Annotated in this window: 18 protein-coding genes and 1 riboswitch; of the genes, 15 read left to right on the top strand and 3 right to left on the bottom strand. The window is 71.7% G+C overall.

Annotated elements, in window-relative coordinates; translation table 11 throughout:
- Nucleotides 1–42 precede the first annotated feature (42 nt).
- From FB157_RS32595 to FB157_RS32585, 3 genes are read left to right on the top strand one after another with little or no spacing between them, the layout of a single operon-like run.
- Complete coding sequence (locus FB157_RS32595; protein WP_145884270.1) at nt 43–1,410, top strand: MBL fold metallo-hydrolase; 1,368 nt, start codon at nt 43–45, stop codon at nt 1,408–1,410.
- Between the two features lie 26 nt (nt 1,411–1,436).
- Complete coding sequence (locus FB157_RS32590) at nt 1,437–1,826, top strand: rhodanese-like domain-containing protein (RefSeq protein WP_145884269.1); 390 nt, start codon at nt 1,437–1,439, stop codon at nt 1,824–1,826.
- The gene (locus tag FB157_RS32585; protein ID WP_145884268.1) at nt 1,823–2,569 is read left to right on the top strand and encodes a sulfite exporter TauE/SafE family protein; all 747 of its coding nucleotides are present in this window, start codon (nt 1,823–1,825) and stop codon (nt 2,567–2,569) included. The genes FB157_RS32590 and FB157_RS32585 overlap by 4 nt, the downstream gene beginning before the upstream one ends.
- A 33-nt stretch (nt 2,570–2,602) precedes the next feature.
- On the opposite strand, the gene FB157_RS32580 is transcribed toward FB157_RS32585, so the two are convergent.
- Nucleotides 2,603–2,890, bottom strand: coding sequence for a metal-sensitive transcriptional regulator (locus FB157_RS32580; protein WP_145884267.1), 288 nt, complete (start codon nt 2,888–2,890; stop codon nt 2,603–2,605).
- Between the two features lie 91 nt (nt 2,891–2,981).
- Between FB157_RS32580 and FB157_RS32575 the strand changes: the two genes are divergently transcribed.
- From FB157_RS32575 to FB157_RS32555, 5 genes are all read left to right on the top strand, one after another.
- Nucleotides 2,982–3,569, top strand: coding sequence for a rhodanese-like domain-containing protein (locus FB157_RS32575; RefSeq protein WP_145884266.1), 588 nt, complete (start codon nt 2,982–2,984; stop codon nt 3,567–3,569).
- A 565-nt stretch (nt 3,570–4,134) separates the two neighbouring features.
- Nucleotides 4,135–6,321 (top strand): MMPL family transporter, encoded by a 2,187-nt coding sequence (locus FB157_RS32570; protein ID WP_145884265.1) that lies wholly within the window; start codon nt 4,135–4,137, stop codon nt 6,319–6,321.
- A gap of 112 nt (nt 6,322–6,433) precedes the next feature.
- Nucleotides 6,434–6,576: riboswitch (cobalamin riboswitch) on the top strand.
- 36 nt (nt 6,577–6,612) lie between these two features.
- Nucleotides 6,613–6,834, top strand: coding sequence for a CbtB-domain containing protein (locus FB157_RS32565; RefSeq protein WP_086692985.1), 222 nt, complete (start codon nt 6,613–6,615; stop codon nt 6,832–6,834).
- A gap of 21 nt (nt 6,835–6,855) precedes the next feature.
- Nucleotides 6,856–7,608: a CbtA family protein gene (locus tag FB157_RS32560; protein WP_145884264.1), complete on the top strand. Its 753-nt coding sequence runs from the start codon at nt 6,856–6,858 to the stop codon at nt 7,606–7,608.
- Nucleotides 7,609–7,700: 92 nt separating this feature from the next.
- The gene (locus FB157_RS32555) at nt 7,701–8,054 is read left to right on the top strand and encodes a hypothetical protein (RefSeq protein ID WP_145884263.1); all 354 of its coding nucleotides are present in this window, start codon (nt 7,701–7,703) and stop codon (nt 8,052–8,054) included.
- A 6-nt stretch (nt 8,055–8,060) separates the two neighbouring features.
- Here the strand turns inward: FB157_RS32555 and FB157_RS32550 are convergent, their stop codons facing one another.
- Entirely contained in the window at nt 8,061–8,639 is a 579-nt protein-coding gene (locus tag FB157_RS32550; protein WP_145884262.1) for a histidine phosphatase family protein, read from the bottom strand.
- Nucleotides 8,640–8,864: 225 nt separating this feature from the next.
- Here FB157_RS32550 and FB157_RS32545 point away from each other — a divergent pair, with 225 nt between their 5' ends.
- From FB157_RS32545 to FB157_RS32515, 7 genes are all read left to right on the top strand, one after another.
- A complete protein-coding gene (locus FB157_RS32545) occupies nt 8,865–9,503 on the top strand; it encodes a transcriptional regulator (RefSeq protein ID WP_261386680.1) in 639 nt (212 codons plus the stop codon).
- Nucleotides 9,504–9,513: 10 nt separating this feature from the next.
- Nucleotides 9,514–10,452 carry an ornithine cyclodeaminase family protein gene (locus FB157_RS32540; RefSeq protein ID WP_145884260.1) on the top strand — a complete coding sequence of 313 codons (939 nt, stop codon included), beginning with the start codon at nt 9,514–9,516 and terminating at the stop codon, nt 10,450–10,452.
- Nucleotides 10,449–11,615: an alanine racemase gene (locus FB157_RS32535; RefSeq protein WP_145884259.1), complete on the top strand. Its 1,167-nt coding sequence runs from the start codon at nt 10,449–10,451 to the stop codon at nt 11,613–11,615. The genes FB157_RS32540 and FB157_RS32535 overlap by 4 nt, the downstream gene beginning before the upstream one ends.
- Before the next feature lie 53 nt (nt 11,616–11,668).
- Nucleotides 11,669–12,637, top strand: coding sequence for a threo-3-hydroxy-L-aspartate ammonia-lyase (locus FB157_RS32530; protein WP_145884258.1), 969 nt, complete (start codon nt 11,669–11,671; stop codon nt 12,635–12,637).
- Between the two features lie 78 nt (nt 12,638–12,715).
- Nucleotides 12,716–13,450, top strand: a complete 735-nt coding sequence (locus FB157_RS32525) for a DUF1345 domain-containing protein (protein ID WP_145884257.1) — start codon at nt 12,716–12,718, stop codon at nt 13,448–13,450.
- A gap of 63 nt (nt 13,451–13,513) precedes the next feature.
- Nucleotides 13,514–13,807: a DUF6400 family protein gene (locus FB157_RS32520; protein ID WP_145884256.1), complete on the top strand. Its 294-nt coding sequence runs from the start codon at nt 13,514–13,516 to the stop codon at nt 13,805–13,807.
- Nucleotides 13,794–14,021 carry a hypothetical protein gene (locus tag FB157_RS32515; protein ID WP_145884255.1) on the top strand — a complete coding sequence of 76 codons (228 nt, stop codon included), beginning with the start codon at nt 13,794–13,796 and terminating at the stop codon, nt 14,019–14,021. The genes FB157_RS32520 and FB157_RS32515 overlap by 14 nt, the downstream gene beginning before the upstream one ends.
- A 6-nt stretch (nt 14,022–14,027) precedes the next feature.
- Here FB157_RS32515 and FB157_RS32510 read toward each other — a convergent pair whose 3' ends face one another.
- Nucleotides 14,028–14,879: a maleylpyruvate isomerase family mycothiol-dependent enzyme gene (locus FB157_RS32510; RefSeq protein ID WP_145884254.1), complete on the bottom strand. Its 852-nt coding sequence runs from the start codon at nt 14,877–14,879 to the stop codon at nt 14,028–14,030.
- Nucleotides 14,880–14,906 lie beyond the last annotated feature (27 nt).

Here is a 14,906-nt window from a genome sequence, read left to right as displayed (position 1 = left end):
GGGGTAATTCTTCGAGGGACGTTCGATGGAAGGGAGTACCTCGTGTTCTTCGTCGACACGATCGAGGTGCCGGGGCTCGGCAACCGCAGCTATCTGGCGGGTGGCGAGCGGACGGCGGTGGCGGTCGACCCGCCGCGCGACATCGACCGGGTGATCGCGACGGCGGCCCGGCGTGGGGTGCGCATCTCGCACGTCGTCGAGACGCACGTCCACAACGACTACGTCACCGGCGGCCTGGAGCTGGCCCGGGTCACGGGCGCCGCCTATCTGGTTCCCGCCGGGGCCGCCGTCTCCTTCGAGCGCGTGCCGGTCGAGGACGGCGACCGTACGGTGATCGACGCCGCCGCCGGGCTGACCCTGCGTGCCGTGGCAACGCCCGGGCACACTCCGCACCACACCTCCTACGTGCTGGAGGAGGGCGCGACGGCGGTCTCGGTGTTCACCGGAGGTTCCCTGCTGATCGGCACCGTCGGCCGCCCGGACCTCGTGGAGCCGCGGCTGACCGAGCGGCTCGCCCGTGCGCAGTACGCCTCCGCGCACCGCCTGGCCGCCGAGCTGCCCGACGACACCGAGGTGCTGCCCACGCACGGCTTCGGCAGCTTCTGCGCGTCGTCGCAGGCGGAGGGGGAGTACAGCACGATCGGCAAGGAGAAGGCCTCGAACGAGGCCCTCACCCGGGACGTGGACACCTTCGTCGCCGACCTGCTGGCCGGTCTGGGCGACATCCCCGCCTACTACGCGCACATGGGTCCGGCCAACGCCGCCGGTCCCGCGCCGGTCGACCTGACCCCGCCCGCCGTGGCCGACGCGGACGAGATCGCCGGCCGGCTGGCCGCGGGGGAGTGGGTGGTGGACCTGCGCAACCGGGTCGCGTTCGCCGCCGGGCACGTGTCGGGCTCGGTCAACTTCGAGGCCGAGGGACAGCTCGCCACCTATCTCGCCTGGCTGATCCCGTGGGGCAAGCCGGTCACGCTGCTCGCCGAGTCCGCCGAGCAGCTCGCCGCAGCGCAGCGGGAGCTGGTCCGCGTGGGCATAGACCGGCCTGCCGCCGCGGCCACCGGGGAGCCGGGCGGCTGGGTCCGCGAGAACGAGGCCCTCGCCTCCTTCCCCCGGGCCACCTTCGCGGACCTCGCCGGTCAGCACCCGGCGGACGGCCTCGTCGTCCTCGACGTCCGGCGCAGTGCGGAGCGGGCGGGCGGCTTCATCGAGGGCTCGGTCCACATACCGGTCCACACCCTGCACCGCCGCCTCGACGAGATCCCCGCGGGCACGGTGTGGGTGCACTGCGCGGGCGGTATGCGCGCCGCCATCGCCGCCTCCCTGCTGGACGCGGCCGGCCGCGACGTCGTCGCCGTGGACGACGGCTTCGACGCGGCCGGGAGCACAGGGCTCACGGTCCGTACCGCCTGACCGCAAGACAGGAGCGACAAGCCAAGATGAGCATCTTCCGACGAGACCGGCGCGATCCGGGCCGGGTGACCGTCCAGGAGGCTGCCGCCCGCACCGGCCACAGCAGCGCCGCCGAGGGCGGCGCCCCCGCCGTACTGCTGGACGTCCGCGAACCGAACGAATGGCAGGCGGGGCACGCGCCCCGAGCCGTGCACCTGCCGCTGTCCGCACTGGCCGCCGGGGCAGGGCTGCCCACGGGCGCGCAGGCGGGTCCGTTCGTCGTGATCTGCCGCTCGGGGAACCGCTCCCGCCAGGCAGCCGCCCTGCTCGCCGCGCGCGGCGCCGAGGCCGTGGACGTGATCGGCGGCATGCGGGACTGGGAAGCGGCGGGACTGCCCGTGCTGGACGCGCGGGGCGGGAACGGGACCGTCGCGTGAGCGCTGTCGTACTCGCCCTGGCCGCCGGTGCCGTCATCGGCGTGGCGCTCGGCGCGCTCGGGGGCGGTGGCAGCGTTCTGGCCGTACCCGCCCTGATCTACCTGCTCGGCTTCACCCCCGTCGCGGCCACCACCGCCAGCCTCGTCATCGTCACGGTCACCTCGGCCACGGCGCTGTCCGCGCACGCCCGGGACGGTCATGTGCGATGGCGGACCGGGCTGTTGTTCGCGGCGGCCGGGGTCGTCCCCGCGATGCTGGGCGGCGCGCTCACCGGACGGCTGCCCGCCGGCGCCCTGACGGCCGCCTTCGCGGTGGTGGCGGGAACGGCCGCGGTGCGGATGCTACGACCCCGTGCCGCGTCGGAGTCGGCGGTGCCGGTGCGACCGGACCGGGCGGCGGCCGCGGGTGCCGGGCTCGGCGCGGTCACCGGCGTCCTCGGCGTCGGCGGCGGCTTCCTCGCCGTGCCCGCGCTGGTGAGCGTGCTCGGTATGCGGATGCGTGACGCGGTCGGCACCAGCCTGCTGGTGATCACCGTCAACTCCCTGGCCGCGCTGGCGATGCGCGCCGGTACGGCCGACGGTCTGGACTGGGCCGTCATCGGGCCCTTCGCCGGGGCCGCGGTCCTCGGCGCGTGGGACGGGAAGCGGCTCGGGGCGAAGGTGTCCGGGCGCGCGCTGCAGCGGACCTTCGCCCTGGTGCTGCTGGCCGTGGCCGCGTTCATGATGATCGACGCGGTGGTGTGATGCGCCCGCGCTCACAGCCCCGCGCCGGCCCCCTCACGCCAGCGACAGGAAGAGCTTCTCCAGGCGGGCCCGCATCTGCTCCGGGTCCTCGCCGTTCTTGCGGCCGGAGTCCATGTCGGTGATGCACTGCTGCAGGCCGGTGGCGATGATCGCGAAACCGGCGCGGTCGAGCGCCCGCGACGCGGCGGCGAGCTGCGTGATCACGTCCTCGCAGTCGCGCCCCTCCTCGATCATCCGGATCACGCCGGAGATCTGGCCCTGTGCGCGGCGCAGCCGGTTCAGGACGGACTTCAGCTCCGCACCCGCGAGTTCCAGTTCCACGATCACTCCTCCAAAAATACCCCTAGGGGTACTGTACGTCCCGGTACGGGACGGCGTCGAACATCAAGGATCGCAAAGGATCACATCTGCCATGACCGCCCCCATCGCCCCCGTAACCCTCCGCGCCGACCAGGCCCGCACCCGGCTGCACGAGTTGACCGTCATCGATGTACGCACCCCCGGTGAGTACGGCTCGGGCCACCTGCCCGGTGCCCTCAACATCCCCCTGGACCAGATCCGGCGTGCCCTGCCCGAGATCCGGCACGCCGCGGACCGCGGCGACGTCCTGGTCGTGTGCGCCTCCGGAGCCCGCTCCGAGAACGCCTGCAAGCTGCTCGCGGAGCAGGGCATACCCACCGCCACCCTGGCGGGCGGCACCAGCGGCTGGGCCGCCGCGGGCCATGAACTGCAGCAGCCCGCCGCCTGCGACACCCGGGCCGGCTGGAGCATGGAGCGGCAGGTCCGGTTCACGGCGGGCGCGCTGGTCCTCGTCGGCACTGCACTCGGGCTGCTCGTGCACCCGGCCTTCCAGATCCTGTCGGCGGGCGTCGCGGGCGGTCTCGTCCTCTCCGCTCTCACCGACACCTGCGGCATGGCCGCCCTGCTCGGCAGGCTGCCGCACAACCGCCCCCGCGCGGCCGACCTCGACGCCACGCTCACCGCTCTGCGCGGCCGCTGAGCGACACGCTCCGGGGTGCCACCGTGTGCGGTGAGGCCGCAGCCGGCGGGGGTCTCGGCGCCGGCCCGGTTGCACCGCCGCTTCGACGACGGACTCGGGGCGGTGTCAGGGGGCGCGCATGCCTCACGGGTTCCGACGGCGCACGGCGTGCGAGTGCTGCGGGAGTCCGTACGCCGGAAGCGGATCCGGACAGCGGCGTGCGGTGGACACGATCGTGGGGCGCGCCTGCGCAGGCCGCCGTCCTGCGCAGGATCCGGATCCCGGACCCACCCCTCATCCGTGCCGTGCATGCGCGAGGAGCGTGTGCGGGCGACACGGCGCTCCAACCGCCGTCAGGCGGGCGGGAGTTCACGCTCCAAACCTCGAACGAACAGCCTTGACCGAAAAGCGAAGGGTTTTTCGCGGCAGGGGGTCACACGATGGAATGATCTCGGCGTGCGGTCACTACGATCGCATCTCAAGACAACCATTCGACCGGTTCGAAAGTGACAGCCGGTCAGGGTCGCCGATGCCAGGGTCCGCTCCCCGGGCTGCGGTGATCTTCCTGTCCAGGAGGACCTTCCGCATGTTCCGACGCATTGGGAATGCCGTCGTCCGTCATCCCGTCTGGACGATCGTGGCATGGCTCATCGCGGCGGTGGCGATCGTCGCCACCGCACCGAGCCTGCCCTCGAACAGTGACGAGAGCAGTTTCCTGCCGAAGAGTTACGAGTCGATCAAAGCGGCGGTGTTACAGGAGAAGGCGTTCCCCAGCGCCTTCACCCCGTCCGCGATCGCGCTGTACCAGCGCACCGACGGCGGCAAACTCACCGCCGCCGACAAACAGGACATCGCCCGGATCACTTCACAGCTGGGCAGCAAGCACATCGACCAGGTGCAGAAGGTCGTCCCCGGCCAGCCGTCCAAGGACGGCAGGTATGACCTGACCCTGGTGCAGATGGACAGCAAGAACGCCGGCCAGCCCAAACAGATCGACGCGGCCAGGGTGTTGCGCGACGACGTCAAGGAACTGGCCAAGGGCACGCACCTCGACGTCAAGCTCGGCGGCTCCGCAGCGCAGGCCCTCGACCAGCAGGACTCCTCCAAGCGAGGTCAGGCGCTGATCGGTATCGGCACCTTCGCGATCATCCTGATCACCTTGCTGATCATCTTCAGAGCGCCGATCCTGGCGATCCTCCCCCTGGTCCTGATCGGCCTGGTGTCGGCCGTCGCCAACGGACTGATCGCCTACGCCACCAAGCTGTTCGACCTCCAGGCCAACAGCTCGATCTCGTCGATCCTGATCGTCGTGCTCTTCGGTGTGGGCACGGACTACTTCCTCTTCCTGATGTTCCGCTACCGCGAGCGCCTGCGCGCCGGCGACGAGCCGAAGCAGGCCATGATCAACGCGGTCGACCGGGTCGGGGAGGCCATCGCCTCGGCCGCCGGAGCGGTGATCATCGCGTTCCTCGCGCTGGTCCTGTCCACGCTGGGCTTCCTCAAGCAGATGGGCCCGGCACTCGCCATCGCGGTCGCCGCCACGCTGGTCGCGGGCCTGACCCTGATCCCGGCCGTGGTCTCGCTCATCGGACCGAAGGTCTTCTGGCCCTCGAAGTCCTGGCAACGGGAGCCGGAGAACGCCCGGTTCGCCGCCCTCGGCCGGGGCGTGCAGCGCCGCCCGGGGCTGACCGCCGCGCTGTCCGGCCTCGTCCTGGTCGCGCTGTCGCTCGGCACCCTCGGCTTCAACGCCACGTTCGACCTGGCGGCGGGCTCGATGCCCAAGACCAAGGAGTCCATGGTCGTCCAGGACGAGATGCAGAAGGCGTACTCGGCGGGCGCCGCCGCCCCCACCGACGTCTTCGTGTCCAGCACCGACGGCAAGCAGCTGGACAAGTCCGGCCTGGACGCCTACGCACAGAAGCTCGGGGCCGTGGACGGCGTCGCGAACGCCCGCCTGACCCAGCTGAACAAGGCCGGCACCACCGCCGACATCACCGTCACCCTCAAGTACGAGGCGTCGACGGACAAGGCGATCGATGCCGTGGGCGAGGTGCGCGACGTCGCACACTCCGACGCCCCCGAGGGCACCGAAGCCGTCGTCGGCGGCATGTCCTCGATCTACAAGGACATCGCCACGGCGGTCAACCACGACTACCGGACGGTCTTCCCCGTGGCCGCCCTCCTCATCATGATCATCCTGGGGCTGCTGCTGCGCAGTGTGGTCGCCCCCTGGTACCTGATGGCCTCGGTGGGTCTCGGCTTCGGCGCCACCCTCGGCGCCACGGTCTGGATCTTCCAGGAGGGGCAGGGGCACTCGGGTCTGATGTTCATGCTCCCGGTGATCATGTACCTGTTCGTGGTCGCCATCGGCACCGACTACAACATCCTGATGATCGCCCGGCTCCGTGAGGAGGCCCGCGAAGGCCGCGAGCCCCGCGAGGCGGCGGGCATGGCCCTCCGGCACGCCGGGCCCACCGTGGCGGCGGCCGGCTTCATCCTGGCGGCGACCTTCGCCACGATGATGCTGGCGGGCAACGCGCTGCTGACGGAGATGGGTTTCGCGGTCTCGTTCGGTATCGCGGTCGCCGCTTTCGTGATGGCGATGTTCTTCACGCCGAGCCTCACCGCGCTGATCGGCCACGCGGCGTGGTGGCCGGGCCACGGGGACCAGGCGCGGGAGGTGCCGGCCGGTGCCGGCTCTCCGGACGCCGGTTCGGTTCCCGGCCAGGACCGGGACACGGTCGCACCCGATCCGTCGGGCCGCCGCGGCTAGTCGTACGAGGGGCAGGTCCGCCGGGCCGCACAGCCCGGCGGGCCTGACCCGCCGTCATCGCGGTGGCCGAGGCGAGAGGAAGATCACGACGGACCACGCGGTCTTGGCCATGCACGCGCCACGCGGTACGGTCTGTCCGATATCGACGACGGCGAGACGGAAGCCGGTGGAAATCCGGCACGGTCGCGCCACTGTATGCGGAACACCCCTGGGTGTCCCGTGAGTCAGACCCGTGGCCGTCGTCATGTGCACCACCGAGATGGGACGCGAACTCCCAGAGGAGGTCCTGCCATGGCGCAGACCGTCGCCCAGCCGACAGCCACCACCCCCGCCGTTCCCGCCACGCTGCCGCTCAAGGCGATCGCTCCGTGGGCGGTCTTCTTCGGCATCCTCATGCTCGTCCTGCTGTACTTCGTCGGCGCCGAGCAGGGCGCCACCTCCGTGTTCAACGGCACGGACGTCCACGAGTGGGTGCACGACGCCCGCCACCTGCTCGGCTTCCCCTGCCACTGACGCGAGGGACGCCGCTCGACCATGAACTCCGCAACCGTGAGAAACCTTCTCGTGCGGGGCATGCTCGCCGGCCTGGCCGCCGGCGTGCTCGCCCTCGTCGTCGCCTACCTTCTCGGTGAGCCGAACGTCGACAGCGCGATCAGCTTCGAGGACGCCCACTCCCACGAGCACGAGATGGAGGTCGTCTCCCGCTCACTGCAGTCCACCCTGGGCCTCGCCACCGGTGTCCTCGTCTACGGGGTCGCCTTCGGCGGCATCGCCGCGCTCGCCTTCTGCGTCGCGCTCGGCCGTGTCGGCCGCTTCAGCCCGCGGGCGACCGCGCTGCTGCTGTCGGGCTGCGCACTCCTCGCCGTCTACGTCGTACCGTTCCTGAAGTACCCGGCCAACCCGCCGTCGGTCGGCGAGCCCGACACCATCGGCAAGCGGACGACCCTGTACTTCCTGATGATGCTGCTCAGCGTGCTTCTGGCGGTCGCCGCCACCATCCTGGGCAAACGCCTCGCGCCTTCCCTGGGCACCTGGTACGCGACCGTCGTCGCGGTGGCCGCCTTCGCCGTCGTGATCGGCCTGGCCTACGAGTTCCTGCCCGTCATCAACGAGGTGCCGAAGGACTTCCCGGCCACCCTGCTGTGGCGGTTCCGCCTCTCCGCACTGGCCATCCAGGCAGTCCTGTGGGGTGGATTCGGCCTGCTCTTCGGCGAGTTGGCCGAGCGGCAGCTGAACCCCAAGCCCGCGACCGCTGCGTCCGGGCGGAGAGTTCCCGCCACACACTGATCTGTTCAGGACACGAGAGGGCCCTTCGGAACCGTCCGGGGGTCCTCTCGCGTTTCCGGGACACCGGTGCAGGCGACGAGCGGGGGAGCCGAGTGGCCAGACAACGTCCCGAACCGCGCCACATCACTCTCGGCGGACGCGAGGCGGTCGCCCTGACCGTGGAGGAGTACGCCCAACTCGTGGCGAGCCGACGCCAGATCGGCGGCCAGAGCGCACGGGTACGGGTGCTCGCCCAGCAGGTCAAGCGGACCGAGCGACTTCTCGACGAGCTGGAGGCCCTGGTCGGTGTCCCAACGGCCTTCTGCCGCACACCGGACGAGGGAGCGGGCCGACGGGCGACGGCCGACTGCCACGGCGGCCACGGTACGACCGGCGGCATGGACACCGACTGCCTGCGGTGCGCGATCGCGGCACTGCTGCGTCGCCATCGGGACGCGACTCCCTGACCGCCGTCAGTCGCCCGGCCGGGCGAGGCCGTGTCCGAGGCGCACGTTCCAGCGTCCGGAACGACCGGTGACCTCGGTCGCCATGAGCGGCGGAACATCGAGGCGCCAGAACGCCGCCTCGGGCGCGCCCAACGCGTGCACCACCACAGCCCGTACGACCTCGGGCTCCACCACGGCGATGGTCCGCACGTCAGCCCGTCCACTCGTGTCCAGCCAGAGAGCGACCCGTGCACACAGCTCCCGAACCGACTCGCCGCCATGCGGTGCGAACCCGGGATCGGCCAGCCAGCGGGCCACCATCTCCGGCTCGGCAGCACCGACCTCGTCCAGCGTCCGCCCCCGCCACCGGCCCACATCGAGGCCCGAGAGCTCCGGTTCCACCGAGGCGTCGAGGCCGAGCGCGACGGCCGTCTGCCGGCAGCGCACGCTGGGGGAGGCCAGAACGCGGCCTGCTGCGGGCAGGGACCCGGCCGCCGACCCGGCACGCGCCGCCGCGCTCTCCTCGATCGAGTCGCCGTCGTCGAAACGGGCCCGCCGCAGGGAGTGCGTGGTCGCGGGTGAGATGAGAGTGACACGGCTGGTCACGCGCTGGTTCCTCCTGCTTCCGCTGTGGGGCGGGGCGCCCTGGACTGCGTGTGTACGACGGTACGGGCATCCGTGGTCTCGTGCGCGCCTCCACCCTCCCCCGGAGCCGCGCCGAGCAGGAGCGGCGGCCTCGACGGCGGCTGCTGGACTGCGGCAGCACAACCACTTAGGCTTACTGTCCAGAGTTGGAAAAATAGTCGAAGAACTGTGTGGGAGGGGCACGTCGTGCGTACCGGAGCGGTCGAGGCGGACGAGCACCTCATCCGCGAAACGGAGAAGATCGCCGTCGCCCTGGGCCGGATGTTCCCGGGGCTGTGCGAGGTGGTCCTGCACGACCTGCGCGATCCGGAACACGCGATCCGGGCGATCGAGAACAACCTCTCAGGCCGGCAAGTCGGCGATTCCGCAACCGAGCTGGGACTGGCCCGCATCGCCGACCCGCAGTACCCGAGCGTCATCCAGAACTACCCCAACCGGTTCCCCGACGGCCGCCCGGCCAAGAGCACGTCGATCGGCATCAGGAACAGCGCCGGCGAGTACATCGCGGCCCTGTGCCTGAACCTCGACGTCTCCGTGCTGTCACCGGTCACGCTCGCCCTGTCCAACCTGGTCGCCACGGACACCGAGCACCGTGAACAGCCGCTGGAGACCCTGCGCGACCGCAATGCCCGGGAGCTGCGCCAGGCGGTGGAGGAACTCGCCGCGGAACGTGGTGGCACCCCGAGGTCGCTGGGCCGGGACGGCAAGCGGGCACTCGTACGGCAGCTGCACTCGGACGGCTACTTCGACTCGCGAGATGCCGCCCAGACGATCGCGGACCTGCTCGGCGTGTCCCGTGCGACCGTCTACAACTACACCAAGTGAAGGGCCACTCATGAACCGCGGTCTGCTGCACATCACCGAGGAAGAGACCGCCGCGGTCGTCGACGAGGACCTCGCGCTGCAGGCCGCCCGCGAGGCGTTCGCCGCGACGGTGGACGGCGCGGTCTTCCCCGGTCTGGCCGTCCACGGATCCGACCCGAGGAACCGGTTCACGCTCAAGCCGTCGGCCTCCGCCACACACGCCGGGGTGAAGATCGGCAGCTACTGGCCCGGCAACCCGGAGCAGGGACTGCCGCGCCACCACTCCACCCTGCTGCTGCTCGACCAGACGATCGGCCGGATCGCCGCCGTCCTGGAGGTCGGCAGGGCCAACGCCTACCGGACCGCGGCCGCCGACGCCCTCGCCGTCGATCTGCTGGCCCGCCCCGACACCACCACGCTGGCGGTGTTCGGCACCGGGCACCAGGCCGGCTACGAGGTGCGGGCCGTCAGCCGGGTCCGGCCCGTGGGCGAGGTCCTGGTCGTGGGCCGCGACAAGGACCGCGCCACACGGATGGCAGCCGCCCTCGCGGCGGAAGGCCGTACGGCGACAGTCACCGGTGCCGAGGAGGCGTGCGCCCGGGCCGATGTCATCGTCACCGCCACCAACGCCACTGCCGACGCCCCGCCCCTGTTCCAGGCCGAATGGGTCCGGCCCGGCACCCACGTCTCCTGCATGGGCGCCGACGCTCCCGGCAAGCGGGAACTGGACCCCCGACTGTTCTCCATGGCGCGCGTCTTCTGCGATCTGCCCGAGCAGGCCCGCCGCATGGGCGAGAGCCAGCACGCGCCCGAGGAAACCCCGCTCACCCCGCTCGGCGAGGTCCTCACCGGCCGGGCCGCGGGACGCGCCGACGACGCCGAGATCACGCTCTTCGACAGCTCCGGCATCGGCCTGCAGGACCTGTACCTCGGCCTGGCGCTTCTGAAGAAACTGGACGTGACCCTGTGACCACCACGCCGTCGGCGCACGCCCGGAACCTGGCCGATCCCGACACCCCGTTCGCCGTCGTCGACGTGCACAGGACACGACGCAACATCGCACGGCTCGCCAGGCACGCGGACCGTCTCGGGGTCACCCTGCGCCCGCACGTCAAGACGGCCAAGAGCCTCGACGTCGCAGCTCTTCTGCACGACGGCACACCCGGACCGGTCACCGTCTCCACCCTGGCCGAAGCCGAGGCGTTCGCCGGCGCCGGCTACACGGACATCACCTACGCCGTCGGCATCGACCCCCACAAGCTGACCCGTGTGATCGCCCTGCTGCGCCGCGGTGTCACGCTGCGCGTCCTGCTCGACAGCACCGAACAGGCGACGGCCGTCGCCGCAGCCGCGCGCGAAGCCGGCATCGCCCTGCCCGCCCAGATCGAGATCGACTGCGACGGCCACCGCGGCGGCCTGAGACCCGACGCGCCCGGGCTCGTCGGCATCGGCCGCATCCTGTACGAGGCGGACTGCCTCGACGGCGTCCTGACGCACGCGGGGGAGTCCTACTTCGCCCACACCGCGGAGGACCGGCGCCTGGCGGCGAAGAACGAACGCGACGCCGTCGTCGCCGCGGCCGACGCACTGCGGGCCGCCGGGCTGCCCGTGCCCGTCGTCAGCGCCGGCTCCACCCCCACCGCCCACGCTGCGGACGACCTCGCCGGCGTCACCGAACTGCGCGCCGGCAACTACGTCTTCTTCGACCTGGTCATGGCCGGCCTGGGCGTCTGCGACCTCGACGACCTCGCCCTGTCGGTGGTCGTCACCGTCATCGGTCACCGCCCGGAGTACGGGTGGATCATCACCGACGGCGGCTGGATGGCCATGTCCCGCGACCGGGGCACCTCCGCCCAGGTCCAGGACCAGGGCTACGGCCTGGTCACCGACCTGACCGGGCGGCTGATCCCCGGCCTCGTCATGACCGGCGCGAGCCAGGAGCACGGCATCCTCTGCGCACGTGACGGAGCCCTCCTGCCCGACCTGCCCTTCGGCACCCGCCTGCGCGTCCTGCCCAACCACGCCTGCGCCACGGCGGCCCAGCACCACGGCTACCACGTCGTCGACGGCAGCCGGCCCGACGGCCCCACACCCACGATCCAGGGCGTCTGGAACCGCGTCAGCGGCTGGTAGCCCGCCCGCCGGGGTTCCCGACCACCTCCCGCCCCCTACTCCAAGGACACGCCATGGCCGCCGCTTCGCCCGTAACGTTCGACGACGTCCGTGAGGCCGCCGCGCGCCTCAAGGGCATCGCCCACCGCACCCCCGTCCTCACCTCGCGCACGCTCGACGCCCTCGTCGGCGCCGAGGTGTTCATCAAGTGCGAGAACTTCCAGCGGATCGGCGCCTTCAAGATCCGCGGCGCCTACAACGCGGCCGCCCAGCTCCCGCCCGAGCAGCTGGCCAAGGGGATCGCCGCCTACTCCTCCGGCAACCACGCCCAGGCCACCGCCCTGGCCGCCCGTGAACTGGGTACCGGCGCCGTCATCCTGATGCCCGAGGACGCCCCCCGCTCCAAGATGGAGGCCACCGCCGGATACGGGGCCGAGATCGTCACGTACGACCGCTACACCCAGGACCGCACCGCCCTCGGCGAGGCCCTGGCCGAGGACCGCGGCCTGGCCCTGATCCCGCCCTACGACCACCCCCACGTCATCGCCGGCCAGGGCACCGCGGCCCTCGAACTCCTCGAGGACACCGGAGAACTCGACGCCCTCGTCGTGCCCGTCGGCGGCGGCGGCCTCATCGCCGGCAGCGCCACCGCCGCCAAGGCCCTCCACCCGGGCATCCGGATGATCGGTGTCGAGCCCGAGGCGGGCGACGACACCAAGCGCTCGCTGGAGAGCGGCGAGCGCGTCACCATTCCCGTGCCCCGCACCATCGCCGACGGCCAGGCGATCTCCACCCCCGGGGAGATCACCTTCGGCATCAACCGGCGCCTGGTCGACACCGTCACGCTCGTCAGCGACGAGGAGATCGTCCAGGCCATGAGGTTCGCCTTCGAGCGCCTGAAGATCGTCCTGGAGCCCAGCGGCGCCACGGGCCTGGCGGCCCTGCTGGCCGGACGCGTCGAGAACCTCCCGCGGCGGATCGGCGTCATCGCCTCGGGAGGCAACATCGACACCGCCCGGTTCACCGCGCTGATCGGCGGCTGAATCGCAGGTCAGCGCCGGTACGCCCGGTGCCCGGCACCCTCTCCGAGGCGCGCCCCGCCAAGCGGGACAATCGTCGCCATGACCGATGACATGGGCGACGCCGAGAACCGCTTGGCCAGGGTCGAGCGACTGCTGGAGGCCGGCGAACGTGATCTGGTCCCCGCGTGGCGGCGGGCCACGCGCGGGGAGCCGCGCTGGGCGGTGACCGCCGTGATCCTGGTGGCGGTCGCCCTGCAGCTGATGCTGCCCCACCGGCTCGCGCTCCAGCCGTACTGGGCGCTGCCGGTGCTGGAGCTGGTGCTGCTGGCCGGCCTGATCGCCGCGAACCCCCGGCGGGTCGAGCCGCAGACGCGATGGCTGCGGTGGCTGGGCCTCGGCCTGATCTCCGTCATCAGCCTGGCCAACGGCCTGGCGGCCCTCAGGCTCGTCGCGGACCTGGTGAGCGGCCGGGCGGATGAGGACGCGGTGCCGCTGCTGCTGACCGGCGGCGGCATCTGGCTGACCAACGTCATCGTGTTCGCGCTCTGGTACTGGGAGTGGGACCGCGGCGGCCCGATGGCGCGGGCCCTCGGCCGGCAGCAGCACGCCGACTTCCTCTTCGCGCAGATGCAGAGCCCGGAGGTCGCCCCGCCGGACTGGGAGCCGGCGTTCCTGGACTACCTGTACCTGTCCTTCACCAACTCCACCGCCTTCAGCCCGACCGACGTGATGCCCCTCTCACGGTGGGCGAAGATGCTGATGATGCTCCAGTCCTCGGTGTCCCTGGTGACCGTGGTCCTGGTGGTCGCGCGGGCCGTGAACATCCTGAAGTGAGCCGCTGTGACTTCCCCCACCTGCTCTTGCCGTGGCGGGAATGGCTTACCTACGTTCGGTTGTATGTCCTCCTTTGACCCCATCCTTCCTGGCGAGCCGGACGAGCAGCCTGCCGCGGTGAGCGAGTCCGAGCCGGTCGAATTCGTCGTCGACCTGACCGCGCACGAAATGCTCCGGCGCACGCACGCCCTGGCCGCCCTGGGGCCCGACTGGGACCCCGTCGCGGCACTGCGCGGCGAGGAGGAGGCGTACGACCTGCTGTACTCCGGCCTCGACGCGGAGCAGCAGCGGATCTACGACGAGCTGGTCGCGGCCGGGGTGCTCCCCAGGCGCGGGGGTGGCGATGCTGCCGCTTGATCCGCAGGCCGACATCGGGCGTCGTGCCTGGGTGGACTGCCCGAACTGCGACGACCGCCGGCAGTGCGCCACCTGCGCGCAGGGCGGCGAGTGCCGCTCCCACTGGCGCTACCTGCTGTCCAACACCGGCAGCCTGCTCCATCTGCAGTGCCCCTCCTGCACCCACGTCTGGAACCACGAGACCCACTTCGGAGCCACCCGCTCCCAGGGCTGAGACGGCTCAGGGCGCGGTGAACAGGTTCGGGAATCGGGGCGCCAGCCAGGGTTTGGCTCCCCAGGCGAGGATCTGGCCCCGGGCGATGGCACGCCACGGGTTGAGCCGCCCCAGCGCGACGAGCAGGAAGGCGGTGGGCTCGATGAGAATGGTGCAGTCCGAGCGGCCCTGCGGCGGCCCCGGGGTAACCTGCACGGCACCGTCGGCCAAGGCCACACCGAACGCCTCGCCCCCGCGGAGCCTGACCGTGTAGCGAGCCGTGAGACCGGCGGTGGCCGTGGTGTTCGTGACGCGCGGCATGACCGAGAGCATGAACGGCATGCACAGGCTCACGCGCCGGCCGTCGACCATGTGCGGGCGGCCCACGGCGCGCGCGAGATCGTATCCGTGGCCCAGCATGTGCGTGAGCAGGTAGGACGCGAGGACACCGCGGTTCATGGGGCCCAGTGGCGTGGTCGGTGCGGGGGCATCGGCGGCCGTCCGCGTCATGGCGTCCAGGAACGCCCCGGCCTGCTCGTCGATCATCGTCGCCAGCGGCTCCGCCCGGCGCTCCCCGAAGGCGGCGAGCGAGTCCTCGTTCGCCGCGGCCAGGCTCTGCGGGGTGCCGTCGCCGTAGGGGCGTTCGCGCCCGGCGGCGAGGTCGGCCATCAGCTCGTTGGCCAGCGCCAGGTGTGCGGCCGCCTCACCGACGGTCCACGCCGACCCCGGTACGGGAACCGCCGTGTCGGGCACGCTTCGCAACAGCGCGGCGATGTCCTCGGCGGTCCCGCGTATCGCCCGCCCGAGTCCCTCGGGCAACAGCCCCTCGGTGTCCTGTCTTTCCGTCGGCCGCACGCCGCCCGCCCTCCCGCCTGCCATACCCCGTGGGTACGGGGTGCCGGGTAC

Source organism: Streptomyces sp. BK340 (genome assembly GCF_007827595.1).
Classification (GTDB): Bacteria; Actinomycetota; Actinomycetes; order Streptomycetales; family Streptomycetaceae; genus Streptomyces.
The sequence above is the reverse complement of the archived record's forward strand: the minus strand, read 5'-3'. Positions and strand labels throughout refer to the sequence as shown.

What these genes read in the sequence shown, in the direction of transcription:
- FB157_RS32590 (WP_145884269.1), top strand. Translation starts at nt 1,437, where the DNA reads ATGAGCATCTTCCGACGAGACCGGCGCGATCCGGGCCGGGTGACCGTC.
- FB157_RS32575 (WP_145884266.1), top strand. Translation starts at nt 2,982, where the DNA reads ATGACCGCCCCCATCGCCCCCGTAACCCTCCGCGCCGACCAGGCCCGC.
- FB157_RS32570 (WP_145884265.1), top strand. Translation starts at nt 4,135, where the DNA reads ATGTTCCGACGCATTGGGAATGCCGTCGTCCGTCATCCCGTCTGGACG.
- FB157_RS32565 (WP_086692985.1), top strand. Translation starts at nt 6,613, where the DNA reads ATGGCGCAGACCGTCGCCCAGCCGACAGCCACCACCCCCGCCGTTCCC.
- FB157_RS32560 (WP_145884264.1), top strand. Translation starts at nt 6,856, where the DNA reads ATGAACTCCGCAACCGTGAGAAACCTTCTCGTGCGGGGCATGCTCGCC.
- FB157_RS32540 (WP_145884260.1), top strand. Translation starts at nt 9,514, where the DNA reads ATGAACCGCGGTCTGCTGCACATCACCGAGGAAGAGACCGCCGCGGTC.
- FB157_RS32530 (WP_145884258.1), top strand. Translation starts at nt 11,669, where the DNA reads ATGGCCGCCGCTTCGCCCGTAACGTTCGACGACGTCCGTGAGGCCGCC.
- FB157_RS32525 (WP_145884257.1), top strand. Translation starts at nt 12,716, where the DNA reads ATGACCGATGACATGGGCGACGCCGAGAACCGCTTGGCCAGGGTCGAG.
- FB157_RS32520 (WP_145884256.1), top strand. Translation starts at nt 13,514, where the DNA reads ATGTCCTCCTTTGACCCCATCCTTCCTGGCGAGCCGGACGAGCAGCCT.
- FB157_RS32515 (WP_145884255.1), top strand. Translation starts at nt 13,794, where the DNA reads ATGCTGCCGCTTGATCCGCAGGCCGACATCGGGCGTCGTGCCTGGGTG.
- FB157_RS32510 (WP_145884254.1), bottom strand. Translation starts at nt 14,879, where the DNA reads ATGGCAGGCGGGAGGGCGGGCGGCGTGCGGCCGACGGAAAGACAGGAC.